Here is a 1,006-nt window from a genome sequence, read left to right as displayed (position 1 = left end):
GTCTCGCTTCCCTCCCGCCCGCGGGAGGGAAGCGAGACTTGGTCGCGAAGCGGCCTAGTCGCAGCGGGGTGGGCCTCCGCGAACGGGGAAGGACTGTAGGAAAATCAGCGCTTTCCTACACGCCCTTGCCCTGACACACGCGCGGCCATGACCCGCGCCGCGCGCCCTTCCCGCCCCTGCCAAACACGCCTGCGCGGGTGGCAGGCTTTCCGGATCTGGACAGCGTCTCATGTGTCTCCAACACGGAGACAGGCGGTCTTACGGCAGCACCAGCGGGCTCAGCGCGCGCACCGGATTGCCCGCGCCGTCGCGCACCCCGCGCTGGTCGAGCACGGCGGCGGTCTCGATCACTTCCAATGCGTCCATCGCCTTCTTGTAGCGTTCCGCGTCCTTGATCCACGCCGCCGCCTTGGCGGCGCCGGGCATGCCGCGCACCTCGTCGATCGCGGCCTGGTACCGACCCTGCTCGAGCGCCCAGCGCGCGCGTTCGAGGCGTCTCTGCGGCTGCGGCGAGGGCGTGGTCTCGCGGCGGAAGATGAAGAGCTGCTTCAACTCGCGCTTGAAGGCGCCCCACGAGGGCCCCTCGCCGCTCTGCTGGAGATCGGGGCCGAGCCCCTCGAGCCGCGCGACGAGGCTGTCAAGCCGGACGGGGTTGCGCGAAAAGTCGATGATCGTGCCGACCGCGTTGGGCCACTGGTCGCCGAAGCGGATGCGCAGCTGGTCGGCAAGGTAGCCGAGCTCGGCCCCGCGCTCGACCGAGCGGCGGGTGGCGAAGGCAATGAGGAGGCTCTCGGCGCGGGCGGCATTGCCTGCCGCCGCCTGCGCCTGGAGATCGAGCCGGGTGAGGCGCTGCTCGGCGGCGGCAAGGCGCTGGTCGATGCCGCCCTGCTGCTCGGCGACGCGCTCCACCGCCTGTTCGGCCTGCTGCGCGGCGGCCAGCGGCGTGGGGCTTGGGCTGAGCGCCGGGCCGGGCGCAGGCGCGGGGGCGGGCGCGGCGGCGGTCTGC

1 protein-coding gene is annotated in these 1,006 nt (G+C 72.7%); it reads right to left on the bottom strand.

From position 1 onward, the window contains the following. Positions 1–258: 258 nt before the first annotated feature. Positions 259–1,006, bottom strand: a 748-nt coding sequence (locus tag AX708_RS20880) for a hypothetical protein (RefSeq protein WP_067490006.1), incomplete at its 5' end; no start/stop codon positions are given.

Origin of the sequence: Erythrobacter sp. CCH5-A1 (assembly GCF_001557115.1) — a bacterium.
Lineage (GTDB): Bacteria > Pseudomonadota > Alphaproteobacteria > Sphingomonadales > Sphingomonadaceae > Erythrobacter.
The sequence above is the reverse complement of the archived record's forward strand: the minus strand, read 5'-3'. Positions and strand labels throughout refer to the sequence as shown.